This is a genomic window from Erwinia sp. HDF1-3R (assembly GCF_039621855.1).
In the GTDB taxonomy this organism is placed as follows: Bacteria; Pseudomonadota; Gammaproteobacteria; order Enterobacterales; family Enterobacteriaceae; genus Erwinia.
Map to the genome: position 1 here is coordinate 2,578,298 of NZ_CP155071.1, position 26,057 is coordinate 2,604,354.

Consider the following 26,057-nt stretch of genomic DNA (forward strand, 5'->3'; position numbering starts at 1 on the left):
TTATTCCTTAACAGCGGGGACGGGTGACACTGTCACGATTTCTTCTGTCTGACCCAGCTGCTGCTGGAGACGTTTAACTTTACGCTGAGAGTGGGCCAGTGACACGCGTACCCGCAGCCAGAAAAGTCCGCATATTGCCCAGCCCAGAATAAAACCGGCGGCAAACAACGTCGCTAACAGCGTGGATACCCGATATTGACCCTGCGCTAACAAATAGTTAAAGGTCACCGTCTGATCGTTGTGAGCCCCCAGGGTAATGGAGATGATAAAAATCACCAGTACCAGTAAAAAAATCAGCAAATATTTCACAGTCCGTCCTTTAAGCTGGTGTTATCCAGCTGAATTATGCCAAAAAAAATGCCCTGTTGCTTGTCTGATGCGTCGGGAACCGCATTGACCGGGAAAACAGGCCCTCAGCATGCTGTAGATATGGGGCCTGCCGGGGTAAACTCAATTACCGTCTACTGTCGCTCGCGCTTCGCGATCTCTTTTTGCTCATGCACCGGCACGGTTAGCGGGCCACAAAAGCGCTGCACCAGCCACGTAGCCAGCATCACCAGCAGCCAGCTGATTACCGTTGAGGTGATCAGGTCGCGCGGCCAGTGCATTCCCAGCGCCAGCCTGCTGCCCATTACGCCCACCGCCCAGAGGATAATCACCGCGACGGTTACCCTGTGCCGCCTGGGCCACAGGAGCCCTACCGCCAGTAAGGCCCATGTAGCAGCAAACATCGTATGCCCTGACGGAAAAGCATAGCCCGTTTCAAACGCCCAGTGCCGCTTGAGCCACTTCGGGAGCTGTGTATCCTGGCGCATTGCCTCGGTCACTACCGCGCTGCGCTGCCTGCGCGTTTGCTCATAGAAGGTTTTTTCATTCAGGCCCTGACTCTTCTCCAGCCACAGCACGTAGGGACGAGGCTCCTGAACCTCCCGCTTAATAAAGGTCTTGGCGTACTGCCCTACCAGAAGCGAGGCAGCAACGATCAGTAACAGCACCACTGCCGGTTTAAGGCGAAACCGTAAGCACCAGAGAAACCACCCACAGAGCAGGAGGCTGGTCAGCGTTCCCCAGGGGCTGGTGACGGTTTCCGTGAGCCCGAATAGCAGCTTGTAGCCTGAGCCCATTTCTACCGGCTGCCACCGCCAGCCCGAGAGCCACACACCAACCGGCATAATCAGTAATAACAGCGCACCCAGGGTGGTGCGTTTGGCGATACTAAACATAGAATCCCTTAATCGTTGCGGGGCTTACACTACTTTCTGCTGAGAATATGATGAAAAATAATAACATACTGGGCCGGAACGTGATAATTGTGCGGTATAACAGCGATCGCATTAACTCATTCACTTTACCGGCACTGATTGTGGCAAAATAGCAACATTGATGAGTGTCAGACTGCTGACAGCACGCTACCATGATGATAGCGCAACACCTGAAGATTCTGGAGAATCACATGCAGCTTAAAAGGGTGGCAGAGGCCAAACTGCCCACGCCATGGGGGGATTTCCTTATGGTAGGTTTTGAAGAACTGGCAACGGGCCATGACCACGTTGCTCTGGTTTATGGCGACATTACCGATGGCGAAGCGGTACTGGCCCGCGTTCACTCTGAGTGTCTGACCGGCGATGCGCTGTTCAGCCTGCGCTGTGACTGTGGTTTTCAGCTGGAAGCCGCGCTGAATCACATCGCGGAAGAGGGGCGCGGCGTGCTGCTGTATCACCGTCAGGAAGGGCGTAATATCGGTTTGCTGAATAAAATCCGCGCCTACGCCTTACAGGACAAGGGTTACGATACGGTTGAAGCAAACCACCAGCTGGGGTTTGCCGCCGACGAGCGCGATTTCACGCTGTGTGCAGATATGTTCAAACTGCTTGGCGTGCGGGAAGTGCGTTTGCTGACCAATAACCCCCGTAAGGTTGAGATCCTGAGTGAAGCCGGGATTAATATCGTCGAGCGTGTCCCCTTAATCGTGGGACGTAACCCCGAGAACGCCCACTACCTTGATACCAAAGCCGCTAAAATGGGGCATCTGCTGTCAAAAGAGTAATTACTGCATATTGAAATGCCCTTATAAAGGCGCAGGCCAGGTACGGGTTTCCATACTGCCTGGTATTACCACTGCACAGCACCACTGCACAGCGTCAGGAGCGGGTTTACACCCGCTCCCTTCCGGGTCCCAGCTCTCTCTGCAAGGCCCCCTCTCTGTCAGTATTTGCCGGCCTGCTTACCCGACTCAGTACCCTGGAGCGGACCATCCCCGTCAGTTGAGCATATTGCGAATCACGTAGTGCAGGATACCGTCATTCTGATAGTAGGTCAGTTCGTTACCCGTATCGATGCGACAGCGCGCGTCAAGCGTCTCTTGAGTACCGTCAGCGCGGGTTAGCGTCACACTCACCTGCCCGCCCGGTTTAAGGGCGTTAAGATTTGCCACATCTATCTGTTCGTCTCCGGTCAGACCCAGCGTTTTGCGCGTCACCCCCTGCGGGAACTCCAGCGGTAAAATTCCCATGCCGATAAGGTTAGAGCGGTGAATACGTTCAAATGACTCAGCGATAACCACTCTAACGCCCAGCAGACGCGGTCCTTTAGCTGCCCAGTCCCGACTTGAACCCGAGCCGTACTCTTTACCGGCAATGACGGCCAGCGGCGTTCCCTGTTGCTGATACTTCATCGCCGCATCGTAAATTGACAGCTGCTCGTCACCCGGCGCCAGACGCGTCACGCCGCCTTCGACTCCCGGAACCATCTCATTACGGATGCGGATATTGGCGAAGGTGCCGCGCATCATCACTTCATGATTACCACGACGGGATCCGTAGGAGTTGAAATCGGTGCGTTCTACGCCGTGCTGCTGCAAATAGCGCCCTGCCGGGCTCTCCGCTTTGATGCTACCGGCCGGTGAGATATGGTCAGTCGTCACCGAATCACCCAGCATGGCAAGGATTCTGGCTCCCCGAATGTCTTTGACCGGCTCTGGCTCCCTGCCCATCTCATCGAAAAATGGCGACAGTCGAATATAGGTTGAACCTTCATCCCAGTCATAGGTTGCCGCCTCGCTGACCTTAATCTCCTGCCACTCGGGCGTACCCTCAAATACTTCGGCGTATTCTTTATGGAACATGGCGGTGGATACCTGTCCGACCGCCTCGGCAATCTCCTCGGGGGATGGCCATATATCCTTCAGGAACACTGGCTTACCCGTCGTATCCTCCCCGATGGGATCCGTTTGCAGATTGATTTTCATATTCCCCGCCAGCGCGTAAGCGACGACCAGCGGTGGGGATGCCAGCCAGTTGGTTTTCACATAGGGATGAATGCGACCTTCAAAATTACGGTTTCCGGACAATACCGCCCCGACGGTCAGATCCCCTGCCCTGATGGCATTTTCAACCGCATCAGGTAGCGGGCCGGAGTTGCCAATGCAGGTCGTGCAGCCGTAGCCGACAAGGTTAAAACCAAGCTTATCGAGATAAGGCGTCAGTCGGGCAGCAGCCAGATAATCTGATACCACTTTCGATCCGGGCGCGAGGGAGGCCTTCACCCACGGCTTTCGCTTCAGTCCGAGGGTAACCGCCTTTTTAGCCAGCAGGCCTGCGGCCATCAGTACGCTGGGATTAGAGGTATTGGTACAGGATGTAATAGCAGAGATTACCACCGCCCCATCATCGAGCTGATGCTCTCTGCCGGTCTGGCTGTCGGTATAGGTCACGGGCTGGTGTTTTTTCACCGCCTGATTGACTTCCAGCTCATTGCTGGCATTAAACGCCTCGGGTACATCACCCAGCGACACCCGGTCCTGAGGGCGTTTAGGCCCGGCCACGCTGGCCTCAACGTCGTTCATATCCAGCGCCAGCGAACTGGTAAATACCGGCTCATCGCCCCTGTTACGCCACAGGCCCTGAGCTTTAGCATAGGCTTCAACCAGATCCACCTGTTCGGCGCTGCGGCCGGTCAGGGTCATATAGGCGAGAGTGACATCATCTACCGGAAAAAATCCGCAGGTTGCACCATATTCCGGGGCCATATTGGCAATGGTGGCACGATCCGCCAGCGGCAGGTCGTCCAGCCCGTCGCCATAAAATTCAACAAATTTGCCGACCACGCCGTGCTTGCGCAGCAGCTGGGTGACGGTGAGCACCAGATCGGTAGCGGTAATGCCGGGCCTGAGCTTACCGGACAATTTAAAACCGACGACGTCGGGAATAAGCATCGAAACCGGCTGTCCGAGCATGGCGGCTTCTGCTTCAATACCGCCCACGCCCCACCCCAGCACACCCAGCGCATTAATCATGGTGGTATGAGAATCCGTACCCACCAGCGTATCCGGCCAGGCAAACTCTTCCCCGTCCTGCGTTTCATGCCAGACGGCCTGCCCTAAATACTCCAGGTTTACCTGATGGCAGATACCCGTTCCGGGTGGAACCACGCTAAACTTATTGAACGCCTTTTGCCCCCAGCGTAAAAACACATAGCGCTCGTGATTACGTTCCATTTCCAGCCGGACGTTTTCCTCAAAGGCATCATCATCACCAAAGCGATCGACCGTGACCGAGTGATCGATGACCAGATCCACCGGCGTTAGCGGATTCACCTTCGCCACATCACCGCCCAGGCGGTTAACAGCCTCACGCATGGCGGCAAGGTCGACAACGGCGGGAACGCCGGTAAAATCCTGCATTAACACGCGGGCGGGACGATAGGCAATCTCACGGTCAGCATGTGCATTTTTAAGCCAGCCAGCCAGCGCGGCGATATCGTCAGCGGTCACGGACTGGCCGTCCTGCCAGCGCAGCAGATTCTCTAACAAAACCTTGAGGGATTTGGGCAGACGCGCAAGGTCGCCAAGCTCTTCAGCCGCCCGGCTGAGGCTGTAGTAATGGTAACGCTGGCCTTTTACATCCAGCTGATCCTTACTTATTTGGTGTAGGGTAGACGACATCACTCCTCCTTTGTTTCACTCTGACTATAACCCGAGTTTTTACAGGGTCAGATTTAAACATAGTACATACATCAGGTAACGTTCTGATAACAACACCAAATGACAAGCACTGAAACAATCTGAAGAAACAAAAACGCCCCGCGGACAAAGTCAGCGAGGCGTTTCTATTAAAGAGGGCGGAGCAATTAGCGCGTACTAGCGCATTATCATTCCCATCCAGACGAGGCTCGTCCAGAATAAGGCGGAAAAGGTCCAGGTCGTAAACCAGGTCATTTGCGTTAAATTCATATTTGCCTCACTCAGGTCGGAAAATGCCAGTCAGGTTGAGCTTAAAAAAAGTTGCCGACAAAATGTCATTTAGATGATTTGCTTACGCATCCCGGCAGCGCGGCATCACTCAGTCATAATAGATGCTTACCGCTAACGTTGAGGCTAACTCTCAGTATTAAAAAAAATGAGTAAAAAATAAAAAATGAGACGGTTTATTATTTGTTTTCGTTGTCCATCATCATTTCAATAAACTGACGCTGCGTATCGGTCATCTGCCATGATTCGGGAATAATAACCTGATCCTGTGAAGGGGCTTTGCAATACGTTTCGTTTATCTTTCTGCTCTGCTGCGGATGGTGGTTCGCTGACCGTAGCTGCATGGTTATCCCCAAATACGCCAAATCATGAATATTACAGCGATCCAAAATACCGCTGATCCCGCAAAAATCGCCAACCAGGCCTTGCGCTTCAGATTGCTGTTACGCTGAACCTTGAGGGTCTTATGCCCGAATTCGGGTTGTACAGATAATCTCGTAGCCATAGTTTTTGATAATCACTCTCATTGAAACGATTGTTTGGACCAATCAGAAATTAGGATGAATCCTAAACATTTTACGGGATGAAATCCAGTAATTTTTATTGAACAAAACGATTAATGGGATTTATCAAAAGGCGCATACTTTAATAGTTGCCTTTAATGAAACTAAAGTAAATTTATTAACGCTTAAGCCAAATAAATCGACTTAAGTTACATTTTAGATCCGTTTATTTCTATAAAATTTCTATTTCTGGCTTTCCAGGCGCCATCTGGCGGCTCTTTTAACAAAAAGTATGATAAGCATCATGGCCTTCCGCAAAGTCAGTTAACAGAAAATGTGTTCTGTTTCTCATTTAATGAATAACAATAAAAAAACATGTGAACCATGTTCTGTTTATGAAAAATAATTAAAAGGTTTCAGCGATGTTAACAATAGTTGAAGGTTTTCGAAGGGATGAGGCCCGTTACGCGGGCCTTGACATAACACAAATTATGGAGATGGAGATCACCTGGCGGGAAGTTTAATGTCTTTGAACATGGCTTCAATGTCTTCATTCGAGCGCAAACCGACGGCAGTATCGACCACATCTCGCGTCAGGTGAGGGGCAAAACGCTGAATAAAATCATACATATAGCTTCTCAGGAAGGTGCTTCTTCGAAAGCCTATCTTGGTTGTACTGTATGTAAAGACATCGGTTGCCTCAATGCGAATGAGGTCAGGGTCTGATACGGGATCTACCGCCATGCTGGCGATGACCCCTACGCCCAGTCCCAGTCTGACATAAGTTTTTATTACGTCAGCATCGGTCGCAGTAAAGACGATACGCGGCACCAGCCCTGCCCGATTGAATGCGGTATCCAGTTCTGATCGGCCCGTAAATCCGAAGGTATAAGTAACCAGCGGGTATTCGGCCAGTTCCTCAATGGAGATTTTCGTTTTACCCGCCAGAGGGTGATCGGGGGTAACAACGATTGCGCGATTCCAGTGATAGCAAGGCAGCATGATTAAATCGTCATACAGGTGTAGGGCTTCGGTGGCGATGGCGAAATCCGCATTGCCTTTCGACACGGCCTCTGCAATCTGTGTGGGCGATCCCTGATGCATATGTAATGAGACGCGTGGGTAGCGTTCGATAAACCCTTTGATCACATTGGGCAGCGCGTAACGAGCCTGTGTGTGGGTGGTCGCGACATAGAGTGACCCCTTATCTGGCCAGGTGTGCTCACCCGCCACGGCCTTAATCGCATCCACTTTTGACAGGACTTCCCGGGCAATACGAATAATTTCCTGTCCTGCCGGGGTGACCTGAGTCAGATGCTTGCCGCTGCGGGCGAAAATCTGGATGCCAAGTTCGTCCTCTAACATGCGAACCTGCTTACTGATACCGGGCTGGGAGGTGTATAGCCCCTCAGCCGTTGAAGAGACATTGAGGTTATGATTAACCACTTCAACGATATAACGCAGCTGCTGCAATTTCATTTGTTATTCCATCCAGGGTTGAAGCCCGCGCGCCGGACACAGGTAGAGGTTGTAGCGCAATGGGCTACAGCCAGCTGATGCCGGTCTAATGCTTTATAATAATAAGAAAGGCGTTATCTATAACAACTATATCAAATATGGTCAGGATGTATAGCGCAGGAGAGGGGTATTAGATGGGCCAGCAGCGTGCTGGCCCAGATCGGATTACTTTTTACTGGCGGTCGTCTTCGCTGATTTTACATCAGTTTTGGCCGACGTTTTCGCAGTTGTTTTAACTGCAGCTTTCGCCGGGGCTTTGATAGCCGGTTTGGCCGTCGCTTTCGCTGCGGCTTTTGTGGCTGCCTTAGCGGGGGCTTTGGACGTTTTCGCTGCGGTTTTTGCCGCAGCCTTCTCTGCCACTTGCCATTTGCCATCTACATAGAATGCAGACCAGCCCGTGGCTTTGCCGTCTACGTCCGTGCTGACATACTGCTGCTTCGTTTTGCGGCTAAAGCGCACCACGGACTTATTGCCATCGTCGTCCGCGACGGGCGCATCGGCCAGATAACGTAATTTCTCCGGCAGGCGGTCACGAAACCGCTGAAGCTCTTCAACCTGCGGCGCGCGCGTTTCCCGTGATTTAGGGAAGGTGTTCGCCGCAAGGAATACGCCAGCCGCTCCGTCGCGCAGCACGAAATAGGCATCCGACTTCTCGCACTCCAGCTCCGGCAGAGGAACGGGATCCTCTTTCGGTGGCGCCACATCACCATTTCGCATGATTTTACGGGTGTTTTTACATTCGTCATTCGTGCAGCCCATGTACTTACCGAAACGCCCCATTTTAAGGTGCATTTCAGAACCACATTTCTCGCACTCAACCACCGGACCATCATAGCCCTTGATGCGGAATTCGCCCTGCTCGATTTCATATCCGTCGCAGCCTGGGTTATTTCCGCAGACGTGCAGCTTCCGATGATTATCAATCAGATAGCTGTCCATTGCCGTTCCGCACTTCTCACAGCGACGACGGGCGCGCAGCGCATTGGTTTCAGCATCATCACCCTCGAGAATATTCAGGACTTCATTCTCAGGGATCAGGTTAATGGTCTGCTTGCAGCGCTCTTTTGGCGGCAGGGCATAGCCCGAGCAGCCCAGGAATACGCCGGTGCTGGCCGTGCGGATCCCCATTTTACGTCCGCAGGTCGGGCAGTCGATGGAAGTCAGGACCATCTGATTCGGCTGCATGCCGCCCTCTTCCGGATCCTTATCGGCCTTTTCCAACTGTTGAGTGAAGTCGGCAAAGAACGTATCGAGCACGCCCTTCCACTGCGCTTCATTATTCGCGACCTGGTCCAGGCTGTCTTCCATATGCGCGGTGAAGTCATAGTTCATCAGCTCGCGGAAGTTCTCCTCCAGTCGGTCGGTAACGATTTCGCCCATTTTTTCCGCATAAAACCGGCGGCTTTCAGCGCGAACATAGCCACGATCCTGGATGGTGGAGATGATGGAGGCGTAGGTTGAAGGACGGCCAATACCGCGCTTCTCCAGCTCGCGTACCAGGGATGCTTCGCTGAAACGTGCCGGTGGCTTGGTAAAGTGCTGAGCAGGCTTCAGTGCTTTCAGGTTCAGCGCTTCACCAGGTTCAACCGGCGGTAGCGTCCGCTCTTCGTCACCTTTACGCAGGGCGGGCATGACGCGAGTCCAGCCATCGAAACGCAGGGTGCGGCCACGCGCTTTAAGCTTAAAATCGCCAGCAGTAACGGTCAGTGTGGTGGAATCGTATTGCGCAGGCATCATCTGACAGGCAACAAACTGGCGCCAGATGAGCTGGTAAAGACGCTGTGCATCAGGCTCCATATCTTTCAGCTGTTCGGACTGAATGCTAACGTCTGAGGGGCGAATCGCTTCGTGCGCTTCCTGTGAGTTATCTTTGCTGGTATAGGTATTCGCCGCTTTCGGCAGATAACGGTCGCCAAACTCACTTTCAACGTAGCCGCGCACCATGCTTATCGCATCCTGGCTCAGGTTGGTGGAGTCCGTACGCATGTAGGTAATGTGACCCGCTTCATACAGACGCTGCGCCATCATCATGGTCTTTTTCACGCCGAAGCTCAGGCGGGTACTCGCAGCCTGCTGCAGCGTAGAGGTAATAAAGGGCGCACCGGGTTTGCTGCTGGTCGGTTTATCCTCGCGATCGGCGACAACATAGCGCGCTTTTTCCAGCAGGCTCACTGCCGCCTGCGTCTGCTCGCCGTTAACGGGTCGGAACGGTTTATCGTGCTGATGGGTAACTTCCATCAACAGATCTGTGCCTTTTGGGGTGCTGAGATCGGCATGCAGCTCCCAGTACTCTTCCGGGACGAAGGCTTTAATCTCGCGCTCGCGCTCCACCACCAGACGGACCGCCACGGACTGTACGCGTCCGGCTGACAGACCGCGAGCCACTTTTTTCCACAGCAGTGGGGACACCATATAGCCCACGACGCGGTCCATAAACCGGCGGGCCTGCTGGGCGTTTACGCGGCTGATATTCAGTTCGCCCGGCTTTTCAAATGCCTGACGAATCGCATTTTTTGTAATTTCGTTAAACACCACGCGGCTGAAGCGTGAATCATCGCCACCAATCACTTCCCGCAGGTGCCATGCTATGGCCTCCCCTTCGCGGTCAAGGTCAGTTGCGAGGTAGATATGGTCAGCGTTTTCCGCAAGGGATTTCAGTTCAGAAACCACCTTCTCTTTACCCGGTAGGATTTGATAATTCGCTTCCCAGCCGTGGTAAGGATCGACGCCCATACGGCTTACCAGTGCCGTTTTTTCGTCCTTTTTGACCTTCTTAGCCGGTTTACTGGTTGTAGAGTCAGCGCTCTTTTTAACCGTTGAGCCACTGGTCGGCAAATCGCGGATGTGACCAACGCTGGATTTCACCACGTAGTCATTGCCGAGATATTTATTGATCGTTTTGGCTTTTGCCGGGGACTCAACTATTACGAGAGCTTTGCCCATATTTACCTTTACCTGTTTAAAACATCCGAGTGTAGACGGTGCCGTGTGCCCATAGGCAATAGCATTGCGTTAAGGTCGGGTAGAATCAAGGCTACCCCGTGAGTATTTGTTCCTTCACCTCTTCCTGTTCAGGCTTCCAACCTGCTGATTAACGACACCTTTTACAACCTGTTAAGCGCATTCCTAACAAAGCGTAAAGTCTCATTTACGCCCGGAACCTGAAACGCCCACACTGTACCTGATAAAATTTGATACGCAACTTAATTAGCATCTGCCCGCCATTTACGCCAGGAACCAGGGAAAAAAGCACAACATTGCGCAGACTCTGTCCTGATCTTGCGGTAGAGGTCATACCGGACGTAAACTCATCTCTGTGAGCGTGACTATAAAGGAGAGAACTCGATGAAACAGACTGAATCAATCGATCGTGTCCCACTGCTACAGTTGGCAAACCAGATGATTGCCGACCATGAGAATTATTTTCCGGGAATGGAAGCAACGGACGTTGAACAAAATGGTGATTTGCTTATTTTTCGCGGGGACTACTTCCTGGATGAACAGGGATTGCCTTCTCAAAAGAGTACGGCAGTGTTTAACGTCTTCAAATTGCTGGCGGTAACGCTTTCTCCACGCTATCACCTGAGTACCTGACGCCCGCAGCGCGGGCGTCTCAGTTCTTACAGCAGCGGCCTGTTGCCACGCTGCCACAGACGCAGCAAAAGACGCTCGGTGCTGCTGGCCGCGCTTTGCGTGAAGCGGTCCATCATTTTTTTGCGCCGCGTGAAGCGTACATTAATTACCTTGTGGCTCTCCAGGCGATCGATGATCAAATCATCGCTGGTGCCGATGGCGTCAACTAACCCATTCTCCAGCGCCTGGGTGCCGAACCAGTGTTCGCCCGTCGCAACCCTGTCGATATCCAGTGAAGGACGCATCTGATGAACAAACTGTTTAAACAGCAGATGCGTTTCATTGAGATCCTCCTGAAACTTCTCGCGACCCTGCTCGGTATTCTCACCGAAAAGGGTCAGCGTACGCTTATACTCGCCCGCCGTATGCAGCTCCACGTCAATCTCGTTACGCTTTAGCAAACGGTTGAAATTGGGGATCTGCGCGACGACGCCAATTGATCCAATGATGGAAAAGGGTGCGGCCACAATGCGATCCGCCACGCAGGCCATCATATAGCCGCCGCTGGCGGCGACCTTGTCAACCGCGACCGTCAGGCGAATGCCCTTTGCGCGCAGGCGTTGCAGCTGTGAGGCAGCAAGACCGTAGCCATGCACGACGCCGCCCGGGCTTTCCAGCCGAAGCAACACTTCGTCCTGCTCTTTGGCGACCGCCATTACTGCCGAAAGCTCTTCACGCAGGGAGCTAACCTCATGTGCATCCATACTGCCTTTAAAGTCAACCACATACAGGGTGGGTTTGGCCTCTGTCACTGCCTGGCCCGCGCCTGCCCGCTGTTTAGCCGCTTTCGCCTCCTGCTTATCCTTCTTTTTTTGCGCCTTGTGCCATAGCTTTTGCTCATGGGGCTCCATCCCCGCCAGCATCATTTCATCCTTCATTTCCCGATAGTTTTCATCCAGGTGTACTATCTTTAACTGGCCGCTTTGCGCGCGCTTGCGCATCATCAGGTTAGTGATAATAATGGCGATAGCGGCAATCGCCACCACCACGGTGACCGTTTTGGCCAGAAAAAGCCCATAGTAAGAGAGTAATTCCACTCATTCCGCCTTGTTTAACATCATATTTAATCAATCGCTAGTGTAGCTGAGACACTCTCCGTCGTCGCCAAAATCCTCGTTTCAACGCACGCATTCGCTGCTGCTATCGTTGAACCGGGGGGGATTTTAAGGCATAAAGCACATTCATATCCGGGTGGGAAATTCACTTTTTACTTTCCGCCGCCTTATTTTCGCCAGAGGAATTTTCATGGACTACCACCCCAGCGCCAGGTTGCTAACCGATCGTATCATTCTTGTTACCGGCGCCAGCGACGGTATTGGCCGCGAAGCGGCAATCACCTACGCCCGACATGGTGCACAGGTTCTACTACTGGGACGTAATCCACAAAAGCTTGAGGCCGTTGCCGGGGAGATTGCCGCGCTCGGTCAGGCCCCCGCCAGCCTGTATGTCCTCGATTTAGACAAGGCTACACCGGGATCCTGCCAGCGGATTGCCAGCGAAATCAGCCAGCACTACTCCCGACTGGATGGTGTACTGCACAATGCTGGCCTGCTGGGTGATATCGTCCCGATGGATAAACAGGATCCGCAGGTCTGGCAGCAGGTGATGCGGGTGAACGTTGACGCCACCTTTTTTCTGACCCAGGCGCTGCTGCCACTGTTGTTAGTCTCCCCCGGTGCTTCCCTGGTGTTTACCTCCTCCAGCGTGGGTCGTCAGGGCCGTGCAGGATGGGGGGCCTACGCCGTATCAAAGTTTGCCACCGAGGGCATGATGCAGGTGATGGCCGAGGAGTACCCGCCTGAGCAGCTGCGAATTAACTGTATTAATCCGGGTGGGACGCGTACCGCAATGCGTGCCAGCGCCTTCCCTCAGGAGAATGCCGGTAAGCTGAAAACACCGGCAGATATTATGCCGCTCTATCTTTATCTGATGGGTGACGACAGTAAAGGCGAAACCGGCATTAGCTTCGATGCTCAGCCGGGCCGCAAACCCGGCGCGGCTGAGTGATGGCTGAGGATCGCCATCAGCAGCGTCAGCAAAAGCTAAAGGAGAAGGTAGATGCCCGGATAGCGGCGGCTACGAAGGCGCACGGTATTCTGATGGTTTTCACCGGTAACGGTAAAGGCAAAACCACGGCGGCTTTTGGCACAGCCTGTCGGGCAGTCGGTCACGGCCTGCGCGTAGGGGTTATCCAGTTTATTAAAGGTGAATGGCCAAACGGCGAACGTAACCTGCTGGAGCCACACGGCGTGGAGTTTAAGGTGATGGCAACCGGATTTACCTGGGATACACAGAACCGAACCACAGATACCCTCGCCTGCCAGCAGGTTTGGCAGCATGCAAAACGGATGCTTCAGGATGAGACGCTGGATCTGGTGGTTCTGGATGAGCTGACCTATATGGTGAGTCTGAGCTATCTCTCCGCAGAGGAGGTGGTGGCTGCGCTGCAGGGGCGGCCTTCCCAGCAGAATGTCATTGTTACCGGCAGAGGCTGTCACCGTGAAATCCTTGATATCGCGGATACGGTGTCCGAAATGCGACCGGTCAAACACGCCTTCGATGCAGGTGTTCAGGCTCAGCAGGGTATTGACTGGTAAACAGCACCTTGCGCGGGAGCCATTTTGCGTGGTGTTGCAACAGTCCGGAGAGTCGCCTACGGGTGGGGGCCTGGTGTTGAAACAGTCCGGGGAGTCGCCTACGGGTGGGGCCCGGTGCCTGGCGGTCCTCGCGCCGCGCCTGGCGCGGTCCCTTCGCTCCGCTCGTCGACCTTTCGGACCGGGCATGACGGGACATCCCTGTCCCGGCATGCCCTTGTGCCAGCATCCCTGCTGGCCCATCCGGGTCTTCCTCCCTGCGCTCAGCGCTGCGGATTGCCTGTCACCGGGCCCCACCCGCCTGCTCCTTTTATACTGTGTTGGCTGTAGATAAACGAGGTTCAGGGGTTACAGAAAACCTTGAAGGCAGGCAAGCCCTGCGATTGTAAGAATTATCTTCACATTGAGAGTAAATGGAGAGAAGGAAGTGGCGACCGTTTTAACTAAAAGTAAGCCAGGGCCCTATACGGAAAATGGTTTTATTCATAAAAGCGACTGTAAAGCCTGACACGTGGACAATCCCAGCGGGTGACGGGCAATCCGCAGCGCTGCGGCGAGGACGAAGGGCCAGGCGAGGGCAGCAGGGATGCTGCACTCAGGGAGCGGCGGGCAAGGATGCCCGCTCGCGACCGGGCCGTCCGGCCTGGAGTCGGAGCCAAAGGCACCAGGCAAAGCCTGGCGTGAGGACGCCCGGCACCCGCTGGGATTGTCCGCCGCAACAGCAGATATCGCCGCCAGACAATCGCTGGGATTGTCCACCGCAACAGCAGATATCGCCGCCAGACAACCGCTGGAATTGCCCACCGCAACAGCAGATATCGCCGCCAGACAGCCGCAGGGATTGTCCACCGCAACAGCAGATATCGCCGCCAGACAACCGCTGGGATTGCCCACCGGCATAGCAAATATCGCAGCCTGCACAACCGACCAGCGTATCCGCTCTTAAAGGGAGTCGAAGTCAGCACGCAGCGCGTGAGTGCGCGCGGCGCACCGCAACAGCAGATATCGTATCGACTTAGCGGCTGTTATTTCTGGTGCTACTCTTCGCCGGCTTACCAGCAGGACGACGGCTACCGCTGACCTGGGTATGACGCTTAACCGCACGGCGAATCTGATTAGCCTTAGTACGACGACGATCCTTTTCTACCGCTACCTTGCTGTTAATTTCCGGAGGCAGACCGACCAGCTCACGCAGATAGTTAGTGGGGGCCAAATCCAGCTCCGTCCATCCACCGCGGGGCAGCCCTTTAGGTAAATTGATATCACCGTAGCGGGTACGAATTAATCGACTCACCTGAACGCCGACGGACTCCCACAGACGACGAACCTCACGGTTGCGGCCTTCGGTCAGCGTCACGTTATACCACTGGTTGATACCTTCCCCACCGGAAAACTTAAGGGTCTTAAAGGCGGCAGGACCATCCTCCAGCTGAATACCACGACTGAGCTGCTTGATCTTGTCATCATCGATCTGACCAAATACCCGTACCGCATATTCCCTTTCCACTTCACGACTTGGATGCATCAGGCGGTTAGCCAGCTCACCATCTGTTGTGAACAGCAGCAGCCCACAGGTATTCACATCCAGACGTCCTACGGCTATCCAGCGTGCGCCGCGCAGCTTGGGTAAACGGTCGAAAACGGTGGGACGTCCTTCGGGATCGTTACGCGTACAGAGTTCGCCTTCTGGCTTGTAGTAAGCCAGCACGCGGCACACTTCGGTAGCAGACTCGGCTAATGACAGCAGGTGCCCGTCAATACGCACCTTAAGGGCCTGAGACGGCTCAACGCGGTCACCCAGCGTAGCCATTTTGCCGTCCACGCTGACGCGTCCGGCTGAGATCATTGATTCGATTTCGCGACGGGAACCGTGGCCGGCTCGCGCTAAAACTTTTTGTAACTTTTCGCTCATGGAGCACCCTCTTTGTCGCCTTCCCAGGCGTCATGATATATCGCTAAACAACAGGCACGGTGTAAGCTACTTAATCTGTTGTATTATATGTACTTTATAGATGGCATGGCTTGCGCGCAAGGCCACCCACAAGGATTCGTGGCCGCACATACTACATGATTTTACCGATAAAGGATTCTGTTAATTAATCACGTGGCAGTAGAGGACGACAGGCATTCCGGCCATTATCTGGCGCAGCGCCTACCCAGTAGCCGCTGTTACGCCGCCATTCAATTCCGGGCATCGCCTGACGTCGTGAGTTGATTTCATTACCAGGCCGGGCACAAGTAAGATATTTCTAAATAACCAGTATCTGACCAAATGCTGTAATAGGCTTAGCCTTTCGAAGAGTAATTTGGCTTAATACAGCTTTCGAAACGCTTTTTTAAACCACACCTTTGATTTGGCTTAAAATAACCTGTCCGTTGAGGATAAATTAATAATTAAGCTCTGCGTATGATAATTCGCGGCCTATTGCTGTGATAAGCACCTTCTTTATTTCGCCCCCAAAAAGGGGCTATTTAGCCTCAGTTTGGCTTATAATACCCGCAGAGGATGTAAAAGGTGTTTCCAGTTGTAATAACCACCACACCAATCATATGCGGCATTTTTATCTGCAAAAATGGCTTTTTATTAGCATTTACTGCTGCACAAAGGAAAGCAGCCAGCTTAACAACACGGTAGATTAGCTTAATCCCTGTTTAATTCTTTTTTCGTTTCGAGCTGCTATTAATTAGTTTGCCTGATGAATAAGAGTGTGTAGAATTCATTCAGGCGGACAGAGTGTCGCCGGATTGAAATGTTAAAAGAATATTATAATTTAGTTCTAAGTCGTAAACATAAATATATAAAACTTTATAAACTTTTGATTTAAATATACGGGAAGCTTTGGCTTCTCACCTCCTGCTGACCTGACGTCAGCATCGGCTTTCACGTCAATTATCTTCACCAGGGATATTCTGACGTGTCCGACTCGGTAAGTGAACGATGAAAAAGATAATGATAATTGCGGCGTTAGCTTCGCTAACGCTGACCGGATGTTCCGTGGGGAAATATCAGTACAGCAGCGAAGCAATGAAGCGTGTTGATATGAATTTCACCGGCATTCCTACCGTCCTCGGTATCGGTGCGCTGGGCACCAGTATCCCGCTGACGCCTGAATACAGCCTCACCGCAGCACACGTCGCTAAGTTCTCCGTACAGCGCGTTAAGGCTTACCACCCGTATTGCGACCTGGCGATCATTTACCATAAAAATGATGCCGCTACGCTCGCAAAATTCCGCAGCGCTGAAATTGGCGCCCCCGTTAAAATGTATGGCTACAGCTTTATCTCTGCCATGCCGGTTGAATCTTCGGGCGTGAACCTGGCGCTGACCGGGATAAGAAATGAATGGAATAAACGTCCATGCGTAGCCATGGCTTCAAATGCCGGCGTGGTAAAAGGCATGTCAGGTGGAGCGGCTTATAACAGTGATGACACGATCGGCGGGGTGATTGTGGGCTTCACCAGTGAAGTCAAAAATCACAGGAATGCGGCAACACCGCTGAAAAACGTTTCACTCTATATTCCTTATCAGGATTTCAAAGAGTGGCTGGCGAAGTCCACAACCTGAACCAGGTTAATTGCCCTCTCAGAAATGGACAGACATGCGCAACGATCAATAGCTGCCCAGCGGATAGGATATCCCGCCGGGCAGCCAGCATGACTACAGGAATGGCTGTACGTCTCCAACCCCTTCCCTGACAACCTCCGGCGTATTCTCCGTAAGATCAATAACCGTAGTCGGCTGCTGTCCCAGATAGCCGCCATGAATAATTAAATCCACTAGCTTGCCTATTTCATCCTGAATGGCTTCCGGATCGGACTCCGTAAAATCATTGCCGGGCAGCATTAGCGACGTTGACATCATTGGCTCGTTCAGCGCTTCCAGCAGCGCCAGCGCAATCGGATTAGACGGCACCCGCAGGCCAATGGTTTTTCGTTTATCGCTCATCAATCGACGCGGTACTTCCTTCGTCGCCTTAAGGATAAACGTGTAGTTGCCGGGCGTATTATTTTTAATTAGCCTGAACGCCGTATTGTCGACATAAGCATAGGTCGACAATTCTGAAAGATCGCGGCACATCAGCGTGAAGTTATGGTTACCGTCCAGCTTGCGAATGCGGCAGATACGCTCCATGGCGGTTTTATCTTCCAGCTTGCAGCCCAGCGCGTAGCCCGAATCTGTAGGATATACGATCACGCTGCCTTTATTCAGTAGCTCAACGGCCTGTTTAATCAGGCGCGGCTGCGGGTTTTCCGGGTGAATATAGAAAAATTGACTCATTAAAAAAACCTCTCGTTTGCCGCACGGCTGGCGGAACAAACCTACTCTATTTCAGGAAAGCGCTGCCACACGGCCTCGACGCCCCCCGGAAGCCATAATTTTTTACCAAGCTCAATCCACGGGCAGGGCTGATGAAAATCAGAGCCCTGCGAAGCGGCCAGCCGATAGTCCTGCGCGTAGCGCGCCAGCTGAGTCCGTTCATGTGGCGCCTGCTGACACTGCGCCACTTCCATCGCGTCACCGCCCTCTTCACTGAAGTGTGAGATCAGGCGCTTAAGCCACTTGGCCGACAGCCCGTAGCGGCCCGGATGTGCCAGTACGGTTCGACCGCCAGAATGATGAATAGCATCAATGGCTTGTTTAATTGTACACCACTGTGGCGGCGCGTAGCCGGTTTTCCCCCGGGCGAGGTAGTTTTTAAATACCTGCGCCATATTATCCGCCTTTCCCTGGGCAATCAGGAAGCGGGCAAAATGGCCACGGGTAATCGCGCCTCCCTCCGCCAGCGCCATTGCGCCTGCCAGCGCGCCAGGGATACGTGCTTTCTCCAGTCGCTCGGCAATAATTTCAGCCCGGGCGTGGCGACGCGCGGTCTGCGCGTTCAGAAACTCGACCAGCACCGGATGAGTGCAGTCGATGCCAAGCCCAACAATATGGATCTCATGGTTCTCCCACAGCGTGGAGACTTCCACGCCCGCTATCAGTCTTAGCGGTAGCTGATGCTTAGCAATCGCCTCACGCGCCGGCTGCACGCCTTCAGTGGTGTCGTGGTCGGTGATGGCCAGCACGCCCACGCGATGTTCCACGGCTCTCAGCACCAACGCCTCCGGGGTCAGAAACCCGTCGGAAGCGCGCGTATGGCTGTGAAGATCGTATATGGGAAAAGAACTAAGAAGGGTGGGTTCGCTCAAAACGGCTCCGGCATCGGCGGAATAAATGGAGCAACATGATAACCAGAATTATCAGCGGAGAGAAAAAGAGTATTGACTTTTTTGCCGCGAACCAGTTAACTAGTACACAAGTTCACATGCAAGGGTATCTGAAAAATGAAAACATTCACGTTAGTTATGACCGGCTGGTGGCGTACTTCTCCCTGAACGGGCGGAGGAGTCATACACGTCATCAGACGCTGTGCAGATACCCGAGCCCGCCTACAGCGGGCTTTTTTTTTAGCAAATTCAGAGAACTGACCTCATGCAAAACGCCAGACCTACAGTGAAGTTGATAACCGGCAATGCGCCCTACCGCGAAGATCCGGCATCCGTATTTCATCAGCTCTGCGGTGCCCGTCCCTCCACGCTGCTGCTTGAGTCGGCTGATATCGACAGTAAGCGCAACCTGAAAAGCCTGCTGATTGTCGACAGCGCGCTGCGCATCAGTGCGCTAAACGGCGTGGTCAGCATTCAGGCGCTTTCGGAGAATGGCCGGGCCATATTGCCGCTGCTTGATGCCGCCCTGCCCGAGGACGTAAGCAATAGCCTGCGTCCCGACGGTCGTGAACTCAGGTTCCCAAAGAATAATGACGTTCAGGACGAAGATTCCCGTCTTAAGGCAACCTCCGTTTTTGACGCGCTGCGTCTGATCCCTCAGCTGGTTAACAGCCCGCAGGAGGAGCGCGAGGCGGTGCTGCTTGGCGGCCTGTTTGCCTATGACCTGGTCGCCGGGTTTGAGGACCTGCCTCCCCTGAGCAACGATCAGCGCTGTCCTGACTATTGCTTCTATCTGGCAGAAACCCTGCTGGTTATCGACCATCAGAGCCAGACCGCCCGACTGCAGGCCAGCCTGTTTAGCCCGGCACCCGCCGAATTCCTGCGCCTGCAAAGCCGTATCGAACAGCTGCATGCACAGATGCTCCAGCCAGCAGCCCCGCTTCCGGTGCAGCCGGTCGAATCGATGGTGCTGAGCGGCAACCAGAGCGACGAAGAGTACTGCAGCGTGGTGCGTGAGATGCAGAAGGCAATTCGGGCGGGTGAAATTTTCCAGGTGGTACCTTCACGGCGCTTCTCTCTGCCCTGTCCCTCTCCGCTGGCGGCGTATGAGACGCTCAAAAACAGCAACCCCAGCCCCTATATGTTTTTTATGCAGGATCGCGACTTCAGCCTGTTCGGTGCCTCTCCGGAAAGCTCGCTGAAATATGACGCCGCCAGCCGGCAGATTGAAATTTATCCCATCGCCGGGACCCGCCCGCGCGGCAGACACGCCGACGGCACGCTGGACCGGGATTTGGACAGCCGCATCGAGCTGGAAATGCGCACCGACCATAAAGAGCTGGCGGAGCACCTGATGCTGGTTGATCTGGCGCGCAACGATCTGGCCCGCATCTGCGAGCCGGGCAGCCGCTATGTTGCCGACCTGACCAAAGTCGATCGCTACTCTTTTGTCATGCACCTGGTGTCGCGCGTGGTGGGCCAGCTGCGTGGCGATCTGGACGTGCTGCACGCCTACAGCGCCTGCATGAATATGGGTACGCTGAGCGGCGCGCCTAAGGTGCGCGCCATGCAGCTGATTGCTAAAGCTGAAGCCACCCGGCGCGGCAGCTACGGCGGCGCGGTGGGCTACTTTACCGCTAACGGCTCTCTGGATACCTGTATCGTGATTCGATCGGCATACGTTGAGGATGGCATCGCAACCGTACAGGCGGGCGCGGGCGTCGTACTGGATTCCATACCGCAGGCCGAAGCGGATGAGTGCCGTAACAAAGCCCGCGCGGTTCTTCGCGCCATTGCCACCGCTCATCACTGCAAGGAGATATTCTGATGGCCGATATTCTACTGCTCGATAACTTTGACTCCTTCACCTATAACCTTGTCGACCAGCTGCGGGCCTTTGGGCATAACGTCGTGGTTTATCGCAACAGCGTCCCTGCGCAGACGCTGATAGAGCGCCTCCAGGCGATGGAAAAACCGGTGCTGATGCTCTCCCCCGGTCCCGGCGCGCCGGCAGACGCGGGCTGTATGCCTGAACTGCTGCGACGCCTGCGGGGTCATCTGCCGATTATTGGTATCTGTCTTGGCCATCAGGCCATTGTGGAAGCCTGGGGCGGCCACGTCGGCCAGGCCGGTGAGATCCTGCATGGCAAGGCTTCGGGGATCGCCCATGACGGCGAGGGAATGTTTGCCGGACTCAGCAACCCACTGCCGGTGGCGCGTTACCACTCGCTGGTTGGGAGCAATATTCCGGATGAACTGACGGTTAATGCCACCTTCAACGGCATGGTGATGGCCGTTCGTCACGATAACGATCGCGTTTGCGGCTTCCAGTTCCATCCGGAATCCATTCTGACCACGCAGGGCGCACGTCTGCTGGAACAAACCCTCGCCTGGGCGCTGGCGTAAGATAAGGAGAGAATGATGAACGCTATTCTGGAAAAACTATACCAGGCGAATTCCCTGACGCAGGCCGAGAGCCACCAGCTGTTTACCGCCATTATTACCGGGCAGCTGGAACCGACACAGCTGGCGGCTGCGCTGATTGCGATGAAAGTACGCGGTGAGCGTCCGGAAGAGATTGCCGGAGCGGCAACCGCGCTGCTGGAAGATGCAAAGCCCTTCCCGCGCCCGGATTACCCGTTTGCAGATATTGTCGGCACCGGTGGCGACGGCAGCAACAGCATCAATATTTCCACCGCCAGCGCCTTCGTCGCCTCGGCCTGCGGACTGAAAGTCGCCAAGCACGGCAACCGCAGCGTTTCCAGTAAGTCGGGATCGTCCGATCTGCTCGCCGCCTTTGGTATCAGCCTCGATCTGCCTGCGGATGAGGCGCGCAAAGCGCTGGATGAGCTTAACGTCTGCTTTTTATTTGCCCCTCAGTATCACACCGGTTTCCGTCATGCGATGCCGGTACGTCAGCAGTTGAAAACGCGCACCCTGTTTAACGTGCTCGGCCCGCTGATTAACCCGGCTCGCCCGCCGCTGGCGGTGATCGGCGTCTACAGCCCGGAGCTGGTGCTGCCGGTGGCGCAGACCCTGAAAATGCTCGGCTACCAGCGTGCTGCCGTGGTCCACGGCGGCGGTATGGATGAAGTGGCGGTGCACAGCGCGACCCATATTGCAGAACTGCGCGACGGCGAAATCACCCATTATCAGCTGACGCCGGAGGACTTCGGCCTGAGCTTCCACCCGCAGGAGGCACTGGCAGGTGGCCTGCCAGAAGAAAATCGTGACATTTTAACGCGATTGCTCCAGGGTAAAGGCGAGCGCGCGCACGAAGAAGCCGTGGCAATCAACGTCGCTCTGCTGTTAAAGGTTTTCGGACATGAAGATCTGCGTGAGAACGCGCAGCAGGCACTGAACGTCATTCGCAGTGGCAAAGCTTACGAGCGCGTTGTGGCACTGGCAGCAAGAGGATAATCATGCAGGATACCGTACTCGCTAAAATTGTGCAGGACAAAGCGCTGTGGCTGACCGCGCGTCAGCAGCAGCAGCCGCTGGCCTCCTTCCAGAACGACATCGTACCCGCCACCCGCAGCTTTTATGATGCGCTAAAAGGGGCCAGGACGGTGTTTATTCTGGAGTGTAAGAAAGCCTCTCCATCAAAAGGGCTGATCCGCGAGGATTTTGACCCGGCCGCTATCGCCGGTGTTTACAAGGATTACGCCTCGGCCGTATCGGTGCTAACCGATGAGAAATATTTCCAGGGGCAGTTCGAGTTTTTATCCATTGTCAGCGCGGCCATTACTCAGCCAGTGTTGTGCAAAGACTTTATCATCGACCCTTATCAGATCTATCTGGCACGTTACTATCAGGCCGATGCCATTTTGCTGATGCTGTCGGTGGTAAATGATGAACAGTATCGTCAGCTGGCGGCCGTCGCACACAGCCTGAATATGGGCGTGCTGACCGAAGCCATCAGTGATGAAGAACTGGCGCGCGCCACGGCGCTGGGCGCCAGGGTGGTCGGCATCAATAACCGCGATCTGCGCGATCTGTCGATTGACCTGGATCGCACGCGTCGCCTTGCGCCAAAGGTGGCCCACGGCGTGACGGTGATCAGCGAGTCGGGTATCAACAGCTACGCCCAGGTGCGTGCGCTTAGCCATTTTGCCAACGGTTTCCTGATAGGCTCCGCGCTGATGTCCGAAGAGGATCTGTCCGCCGCCGTGCGTCGGGTTATCATGGGTGATAACAAAATTTGCGGACTGACCCGTCCTGAAGATGCCCGAAGCGCGCTGGATGCTGGCGCTATCTACGGCGGGCTGATCTTTGTTGAGGGATCCCCGCGCTGTGTGAACATTGACACCGCGCGGACCTTAACGCATGCCGCTAAACTTAAGTACGTCGGCGTGTTTCGCAACAGCCCTGTCAGTGACATTGTCACCACCGCCGCAGCACTTAGCCTGCATGCGGTACAGCTGCATGGCGATGAGGATCGTGATTTCGTCAATGCGCTGCGGGTACAGCTGCCGGCTGACGTGCAGATTTGGAAGGCGTTCAGCATTGTGAACACCCTCCCCGTTCGCGACTGGACGGGCGTTGATCGCTACGTCTTCGATAATGGTAACGGCGGCAGCGGTAAGAATTTCGACTGGTCCCTGCTGGAAGGCCAGACGCTGGATAACGTCCTGCTGGCAGGCGGTCTGGGGGCAGATAACTGCGTACAGGCTGCACAGCTGGGCTGCGCGGGCTTGGATTTTAACTCCGGCGTTGAAAGCCAGCCCGGCGTTAAAGACGCCGCCAAAATTGCCTCGGTGTTTCAAACCCTGAAGGCTTACTGATGCCGTTTGGGCTGGCCCCGTCCAGCCCGACAAACGAAAAGAGAAGCAATATGACTTTATTGAATCCCTACTTTGGTGAATTTGGCGGTATGTACGTGCCGCAGATTCTGATGCCCGCACTGAATCAGCTGGAAGAAGCCTTTGTCAGCGCGCAGCGCGATCCGGAATTCCAGGCTGAATTTAACGATTTGCTGAAAAACTATGCCGGTCGCCCAACCGCGCTCACCCTGTGTAAAAACCTGACCAAAGGCACCCGGACCCGTCTTTATCTGAAGCGCGAAGATCTGCTGCACGGCGGCGCGCATAAGACGAACCAGGTTCTGGGCCAGGCGCTGCTGGCTAAGCGGATGGGCAAATCTGAAATTATTGCTGAAACCGGCGCGGGTCAGCACGGCGTCGCCTCTGCCCTCGCCTGTGCCCTGCTGGGCCTCAAGTGCCGTATCTACATGGGTGCCAAGGATATCGAGCGCCAGTCACCAAACGTGTTCAGAATGCGTCTGATGGGTGCTGAAGTGATCCCGGTACACAGCGGCTCGGCGACGCTGAAAGATGCCTGCAACGAGGCGCTGCGCGACTGGTCCGGCAGCTATGAGACAGCCCACTATATGCTCGGCACTGCGGCAGGCCCGCATCCCTTCCCGACGATTGTCCGCGAGTTCCAGCGCATGATTGGCGAAGAGACGAAAGCGCAAATCCTCGAAAGAGAAGGCCGCCTGCCGGATGCGCTTATCGCCTGCGTCGGCGGCGGCTCTAACGCCATCGGCATGTTTGCGGACTTTATTGATGAGCCCTCCGTCAACCTGATTGGCGTTGAGCCTGCCGGCCACGGCATCGAAAGCGGCGAGCACGGTGCACCGCTGAAGCACGGACGCGTGGGGATCTATTTTGGTATGAAAGCCCCCATGATGCAGACCGAAGACGGGCAGATAGAGGAGTCCTACTCTATCTCCGCCGGTCTGGATTTTCCGTCAGTCGGCCCACAGCATGCCCACCTCAACAGCTCAGGTCGTGCTGATTATGTCTCTGTTACCGACGATGAGGCGCTGGATGCGTTTAAGCTGCTATGCCGAAGCGAAGGGATCATTCCGGCGCTGGAGTCCTCACACGCACTGGCTCACGCCCTGCGGATGATGCGCGACGCGCCTGAGGAAGAGCAGCTCCTGGTGGTTAACCTGTCGGGACGGGGCGATAAAGATATATTTACCGTGCACGATATTCTGACCGCGAAGGGAGAGATCTGATGGAACGTTACGACGAGCTATTTAAACAGTTGAAGGCGCGGAAAGAAGGTGCCTTTGTCCCCTTCGTGACGCTGGGCGATCCCACGCCCGAGCTGTCGCTACGCATAATCGACGCGCTGGTTGAAGGCGGTGCCGATGCGCTGGAGCTGGGTATTCCCTTCTCCGATCCGCTGGCTGACGGTCCGACTATTCAGAACGCCACGCTGCGCGCGTTCGCGGCCGGCGTCACGCCTGGCGTCTGCTTCGAGATGCTGGCAACCATTCGCCAGAAATACCCCACTCTTCCCATTGGGTTGCTGATGTATGCTAACCTGGTGTTTTCAAACGGTATTGATAATTTCTTTGCCCGCTGCCAGCAGGTCGGCGTGGATTCGGTGCTGGTGGCGGATGTCCCCGTTGAGGAATCGGCCCCCTTCCGTCAGTCCGCCATGCGGCACAACGTAGCGCCGATATTTATCTGCCCGCCAAATGCCAGCGACGATTTGCTGCGGGAGATCGCCTCGTGGGGCCGGGGCTATACCTATTTGCTGTCGCGTCCGGGCGTCACCGGTGCCGAGACGCGCGCCGCGCTGCCGCTGGGCCACCTGGTGGATAAGCTTCGTGAGTATCATGCCGCGCCGCCGCTACAGGGCTTTGGCATCTCTGAACCCTCTCAGGTGAAAGAGGCGCTGGCGGCAGGCGCAGCCGGTGCCATTTCGGGTTCCGCTATTGTAAAAATTATTGAAAAAAATCACGCCAATCCCCCGGTGATGCTGGCCGAGCTGACGTCGTTTGTCAGTAGCCTGAAAGCCGCAACGCGCTAATATTGCGATTAACGCCCTGCCTGACCCGGTAAGGCGTTATTTCAACACTATTTTAAGCGCCCATATTTGATAATTTCCATTTCGTGGCTAACACTAGATAGGCTACAGAGCGTTTCTGTAAATACGGCTTATGCCAATCAAAGATGACAGGGAGATCGATAATGAAGTTGTTTAAAATGCTGACGGGTATGGTTGTTGCAGCAGTAGTGGCTATTACAGTCAGCGCATGCGCGCCAACCCCGACTAAAGAAGGCACCGGTGGTTATCTTGATGACACGGTAGTAACGACCAAAGTTAAAACCGAACTGCTGAAGGATGACTCACTGAAGTCTACGGAAATTAACGTTGAAACCTTTAAAGGTCGCGTTCAGCTGAGCGGCTTTGTCTCCACCCCGCAGATGGCTAACCGTGCGGTGCAAATCACCCGTACCGTGAAAGGCGTAACTGCGGTAACCAACAATATGCAGATTAAATAAATCGGCTTTGCACGATTACAGAGGCGCACTGAGTGCGCCTTTTTTTTCG

The 26,057-nt window shown here is 54.5% G+C and carries 21 protein-coding genes, 2 pseudogenes and 1 other annotated feature; of the genes and pseudogenes, 12 read left to right on the forward strand and 11 right to left on the reverse strand.

Going from position 1 to position 26,057, the window contains the following annotated elements; all coding sequences use genetic code 11:
• Both AAGR22_RS11750 and pgpB read right to left on the reverse strand, forming a co-directional pair.
• Window positions 1-309: a LapA family protein gene (locus AAGR22_RS11750; protein ID WP_345827656.1), complete on the reverse strand. Its 309-nt coding sequence runs from the start codon at window positions 307-309 to the stop codon at window positions 1-3.
• Between the two features lie 152 nt (window positions 310-461).
• The gene (gene pgpB / locus AAGR22_RS11755; protein ID WP_345827657.1) at window positions 462-1,223 is read right to left on the reverse strand and encodes a phosphatidylglycerophosphatase B; all 762 of its coding nucleotides are present in this window, start codon (window positions 1,221-1,223) and stop codon (window positions 462-464) included.
• Window positions 1,224-1,453: 230 nt separating this feature from the next.
• Between pgpB and ribA the strand changes: the two genes are divergently transcribed.
• Window positions 1,454-2,047 carry a GTP cyclohydrolase II gene (gene ribA / locus AAGR22_RS11760; RefSeq protein WP_067701502.1) on the forward strand — a complete coding sequence of 198 codons (594 nt, stop codon included), beginning with the start codon at window positions 1,454-1,456 and terminating at the stop codon, window positions 2,045-2,047.
• Window positions 2,048-2,260: 213 nt separating this feature from the next.
• Here the strand turns inward: ribA and acnA are convergent, their stop codons facing one another.
• The 5 genes and pseudogenes from acnA to topA all read right to left on the reverse strand — a co-directional run.
• Window positions 2,261-4,942 carry an aconitate hydratase AcnA gene (gene acnA, locus AAGR22_RS11765; protein ID WP_345827659.1) on the reverse strand — a complete coding sequence of 894 codons (2,682 nt, stop codon included), beginning with the start codon at window positions 4,940-4,942 and terminating at the stop codon, window positions 2,261-2,263.
• Window positions 4,943-5,427: 485 nt separating this feature from the next.
• On the reverse strand, window positions 5,428-5,592 hold the full coding sequence (locus AAGR22_RS11770) for a hypothetical protein (protein ID WP_156484925.1): 165 nt from the start codon (window positions 5,590-5,592) through the stop codon (window positions 5,428-5,430).
• 2 nt (window positions 5,593-5,594) lie between these two features.
• Window positions 5,595-5,753 carry a YmiA family putative membrane protein gene (locus AAGR22_RS11775; protein ID WP_073980938.1) on the reverse strand — a complete coding sequence of 53 codons (159 nt, stop codon included), beginning with the start codon at window positions 5,751-5,753 and terminating at the stop codon, window positions 5,595-5,597.
• Between the two features lie 502 nt (window positions 5,754-6,255).
• A complete protein-coding gene (gene cysB, locus AAGR22_RS11780; protein ID WP_067701497.1) occupies window positions 6,256-7,230 on the reverse strand; it encodes an HTH-type transcriptional regulator CysB in 975 nt (324 codons plus the stop codon).
• Window positions 7,231-7,617: 387 nt separating this feature from the next.
• Window positions 7,618-10,212, reverse strand: a pseudogene (gene topA / locus AAGR22_RS11785) (type I DNA topoisomerase); the annotation flags it as partial.
• Between the two features lie 402 nt (window positions 10,213-10,614).
• Here topA and AAGR22_RS11790 point away from each other — a divergent pair.
• Window positions 10,615-10,863, forward strand: a complete 249-nt coding sequence (locus AAGR22_RS11790; protein WP_067701494.1) for a DUF2498 family protein — start codon at window positions 10,615-10,617, stop codon at window positions 10,861-10,863.
• 26 nt (window positions 10,864-10,889) lie between these two features.
• Here the strand turns inward: AAGR22_RS11790 and sohB are convergent, their stop codons facing one another.
• Window positions 10,890-11,939, reverse strand: a complete 1,050-nt coding sequence (sohB, locus tag AAGR22_RS11795) for a protease SohB (RefSeq protein WP_345827664.1) — start codon at window positions 11,937-11,939, stop codon at window positions 10,890-10,892.
• A 208-nt stretch (window positions 11,940-12,147) separates the two neighbouring features.
• Here sohB and AAGR22_RS11800 point away from each other — a divergent pair, with 208 nt between their 5' ends.
• The 3 genes from AAGR22_RS11800 to AAGR22_RS11810 all read left to right on the forward strand — a co-directional run bounded on the left by AAGR22_RS11800 (window position 12,148) and on the right by AAGR22_RS11810 (window position 14,442).
• On the forward strand, window positions 12,148-12,909 hold the full coding sequence (locus AAGR22_RS11800; RefSeq protein WP_067701489.1) for a YciK family oxidoreductase: 762 nt from the start codon (window positions 12,148-12,150) through the stop codon (window positions 12,907-12,909).
• Window positions 12,909-13,499: a cob(I)yrinic acid a,c-diamide adenosyltransferase gene (cobO, locus tag AAGR22_RS11805; RefSeq protein ID WP_345827666.1), complete on the forward strand. Its 591-nt coding sequence runs from the start codon at window positions 12,909-12,911 to the stop codon at window positions 13,497-13,499. Before AAGR22_RS11800 ends, cobO begins: the two co-directional genes overlap by 1 nt.
• A gap of 583 nt (window positions 13,500-14,082) precedes the next feature.
• Entirely contained in the window at window positions 14,083-14,442 is a 360-nt protein-coding gene (locus AAGR22_RS11810) for a hypothetical protein (RefSeq protein WP_345827668.1), read from the forward strand.
• A 69-nt stretch (window positions 14,443-14,511) separates the two neighbouring features.
• Here AAGR22_RS11810 and rluB read toward each other — a convergent pair whose 3' ends face one another.
• Window positions 14,512-15,408, reverse strand: a complete 897-nt coding sequence (gene rluB / locus AAGR22_RS11815) for a 23S rRNA pseudouridine(2605) synthase RluB (protein ID WP_067701480.1) — start codon at window positions 15,406-15,408, stop codon at window positions 14,512-14,514.
• A gap of 1,026 nt (window positions 15,409-16,434) precedes the next feature.
• Here rluB and AAGR22_RS11820 point away from each other — a divergent pair.
• Entirely contained in the window at window positions 16,435-17,061 is a 627-nt protein-coding gene (locus tag AAGR22_RS11820; RefSeq protein WP_345827671.1) for a serine protease, read from the forward strand.
• Window positions 17,062-17,154: 93 nt separating this feature from the next.
• Here the strand turns inward: AAGR22_RS11820 and AAGR22_RS11825 are convergent, their stop codons facing one another.
• A complete protein-coding gene (locus tag AAGR22_RS11825) occupies window positions 17,155-17,775 on the reverse strand; it encodes an L-threonylcarbamoyladenylate synthase (protein ID WP_067701474.1) in 621 nt (206 codons plus the stop codon).
• Between the two features lie 41 nt (window positions 17,776-17,816).
• Window positions 17,817-18,686 carry a PHP domain-containing protein gene (locus AAGR22_RS11830; RefSeq protein ID WP_156484923.1) on the reverse strand — a complete coding sequence of 290 codons (870 nt, stop codon included), beginning with the start codon at window positions 18,684-18,686 and terminating at the stop codon, window positions 17,817-17,819.
• 159 nt (window positions 18,687-18,845) lie between these two features.
• Window positions 18,846-18,945 (forward strand) — a sequence feature (Trp leader region).
• A 24-nt stretch (window positions 18,946-18,969) separates the two neighbouring features.
• Between AAGR22_RS11830 and AAGR22_RS11835 the strand changes: the two genes are divergently transcribed.
• From AAGR22_RS11835 to AAGR22_RS11860, 6 genes and pseudogenes are all read left to right on the forward strand, one after another.
• Window positions 18,970-20,532 carry an anthranilate synthase component 1 gene (locus AAGR22_RS11835; RefSeq protein WP_345827674.1) on the forward strand — a complete coding sequence of 521 codons (1,563 nt, stop codon included), beginning with the start codon at window positions 18,970-18,972 and terminating at the stop codon, window positions 20,530-20,532.
• A pseudogene (gene trpD, locus AAGR22_RS11840) lies at window positions 20,532-22,124 on the forward strand (bifunctional anthranilate synthase glutamate amidotransferase component TrpG/anthranilate phosphoribosyltransferase TrpD). The gene AAGR22_RS11835 and the pseudogene trpD overlap by 1 nt, the downstream one beginning before the upstream one ends.
• A gap of 2 nt (window positions 22,125-22,126) precedes the next feature.
• The gene (gene trpCF, locus AAGR22_RS11845) at window positions 22,127-23,488 is read left to right on the forward strand and encodes a bifunctional indole-3-glycerol-phosphate synthase TrpC/phosphoribosylanthranilate isomerase TrpF (RefSeq protein WP_345827675.1); all 1,362 of its coding nucleotides are present in this window, start codon (window positions 22,127-22,129) and stop codon (window positions 23,486-23,488) included.
• Window positions 23,489-23,538: 50 nt separating this feature from the next.
• Window positions 23,539-24,729: a tryptophan synthase subunit beta gene (gene trpB / locus AAGR22_RS11850; RefSeq protein WP_345827677.1), complete on the forward strand. Its 1,191-nt coding sequence runs from the start codon at window positions 23,539-23,541 to the stop codon at window positions 24,727-24,729.
• The gene (trpA, locus tag AAGR22_RS11855; RefSeq protein WP_345827679.1) at window positions 24,729-25,532 is read left to right on the forward strand and encodes a tryptophan synthase subunit alpha; all 804 of its coding nucleotides are present in this window, start codon (window positions 24,729-24,731) and stop codon (window positions 25,530-25,532) included. The genes trpB and trpA overlap by 1 nt, the downstream gene beginning before the upstream one ends.
• Window positions 25,533-25,693: 161 nt before the next feature.
• Complete coding sequence (locus AAGR22_RS11860) at window positions 25,694-26,008, forward strand: BON domain-containing protein (RefSeq protein WP_067701463.1); 315 nt, start codon at window positions 25,694-25,696, stop codon at window positions 26,006-26,008.
• The last annotated feature ends 49 nt before the right edge of the window (window positions 26,009-26,057 follow it).

What these genes read in the sequence shown, in the direction of transcription:
- pgpB (WP_345827657.1), bottom strand. Translation starts at nt 1,223, where the DNA reads ATGTTTAGTATCGCCAAACGCACCACCCTGGGTGCGCTGTTATTACTG.
- ribA (WP_067701502.1), top strand. Translation starts at nt 1,454, where the DNA reads ATGCAGCTTAAAAGGGTGGCAGAGGCCAAACTGCCCACGCCATGGGGG.
- acnA (WP_345827659.1), bottom strand. Translation starts at nt 4,942, where the DNA reads ATGTCGTCTACCCTACACCAAATAAGTAAGGATCAGCTGGATGTAAAA.
- AAGR22_RS11770 (WP_156484925.1), bottom strand. Translation starts at nt 5,592, where the DNA reads ATGCAGCTACGGTCAGCGAACCACCATCCGCAGCAGAGCAGAAAGATA.
- AAGR22_RS11775 (WP_073980938.1), bottom strand. Translation starts at nt 5,753, where the DNA reads ATGGCTACGAGATTATCTGTACAACCCGAATTCGGGCATAAGACCCTC.
- cysB (WP_067701497.1), bottom strand. Translation starts at nt 7,230, where the DNA reads ATGAAATTGCAGCAGCTGCGTTATATCGTTGAAGTGGTTAATCATAAC.
- AAGR22_RS11790 (WP_067701494.1), top strand. Translation starts at nt 10,615, where the DNA reads ATGAAACAGACTGAATCAATCGATCGTGTCCCACTGCTACAGTTGGCA.
- AAGR22_RS11800 (WP_067701489.1), top strand. Translation starts at nt 12,148, where the DNA reads ATGGACTACCACCCCAGCGCCAGGTTGCTAACCGATCGTATCATTCTT.
- cobO (WP_345827666.1), top strand. Translation starts at nt 12,909, where the DNA reads ATGGCTGAGGATCGCCATCAGCAGCGTCAGCAAAAGCTAAAGGAGAAG.
- AAGR22_RS11810 (WP_345827668.1), top strand. Translation starts at nt 14,083, where the DNA reads ATGCTGCACTCAGGGAGCGGCGGGCAAGGATGCCCGCTCGCGACCGGG.
- rluB (WP_067701480.1), bottom strand. Translation starts at nt 15,408, where the DNA reads ATGAGCGAAAAGTTACAAAAAGTTTTAGCGCGAGCCGGCCACGGTTCC.
- AAGR22_RS11820 (WP_345827671.1), top strand. Translation starts at nt 16,435, where the DNA reads ATGAAAAAGATAATGATAATTGCGGCGTTAGCTTCGCTAACGCTGACC.
- AAGR22_RS11825 (WP_067701474.1), bottom strand. Translation starts at nt 17,775, where the DNA reads ATGAGTCAATTTTTCTATATTCACCCGGAAAACCCGCAGCCGCGCCTG.
- AAGR22_RS11835 (WP_345827674.1), top strand. Translation starts at nt 18,970, where the DNA reads ATGCAAAACGCCAGACCTACAGTGAAGTTGATAACCGGCAATGCGCCC.
- trpCF (WP_345827675.1), top strand. Translation starts at nt 22,127, where the DNA reads ATGCAGGATACCGTACTCGCTAAAATTGTGCAGGACAAAGCGCTGTGG.
- trpB (WP_345827677.1), top strand. Translation starts at nt 23,539, where the DNA reads ATGACTTTATTGAATCCCTACTTTGGTGAATTTGGCGGTATGTACGTG.
- trpA (WP_345827679.1), top strand. Translation starts at nt 24,729, where the DNA reads ATGGAACGTTACGACGAGCTATTTAAACAGTTGAAGGCGCGGAAAGAA.
- AAGR22_RS11860 (WP_067701463.1), top strand. Translation starts at nt 25,694, where the DNA reads ATGAAGTTGTTTAAAATGCTGACGGGTATGGTTGTTGCAGCAGTAGTG.